The 693-nt window shown below is 44.4% G+C and carries 1 protein-coding gene; it reads right to left on the reverse strand.

All coding sequences use genetic code 11. From position 1 onward, the window contains the following. Nucleotides 1–107: 107 nt before the first annotated feature. On the reverse strand, nt 108–693 hold a 586-nt coding region (locus NCCP133_RS21825; protein ID WP_264807319.1), incomplete at its 5' end, for a Mu transposase C-terminal domain-containing protein.

Raw genomic sequence — 693 nt, forward strand, 5'->3', positions numbered from 1 at the left:
CTGTGTACTTCAGCCTTCCAAGGATTTCTTGCATCATGGAGGAATCATACAATTGATCAGTCGGAAGATCTCTGGCGAAAGGGGTGTTATCCATTTCATAGAAGGCCTCAAACACGAGAATCATCCTCCTTCCAAACGGCACTGAAGGTCACGGCAGGTTTCTGTTCAATCTGACGTTCCTGGTTCTTTCGTTCAGCTGCCTTTAATAGTCTTGAAGATTCTACATCCTGCACCTGCAGGTGCTCAGGTAATGCAGGACGCTTCCCAGCTCTTTCCCCTATGATAAGCTTCTTGGCTTTCCAAGGAGTATGATCCTCGAACTCAATGGTAAGCTCCTCGATATTCGCAGGGTCATAAACAACCTCAACCTGTCGTCCAATGAATGTCAGGCCCACCTCGTATTTTTGATCCATGAAACTGATGCATCCTGATTTATCGACTTTCCTCGTTTCACAATGGAGAAATGCATTACTCAACATATCCGAATCGATGAACCGAATCGCTTTCTTATCTGAACGAAATGCCGTTTCCGGGCTGATTTTCTCCCCAAGTGCAGAATGAGGCTTATTCTGATAACACTCAGCCAGCCACACTTGGAAAAGCTCATTCAGACGATCAAGTGTATTTGGCTTTTCGATGACAGCCTCACTGATGAATGAATCTATGATTCTATTAAAGCGTTCAATTTTTCCT

Origin of the sequence: Cytobacillus sp. NCCP-133 (assembly GCF_026011715.1) — a bacterium.
In the GTDB taxonomy this organism is placed as follows: Bacteria; Bacillota; Bacilli; order Bacillales; family Cytobacillaceae; genus Cytobacillus.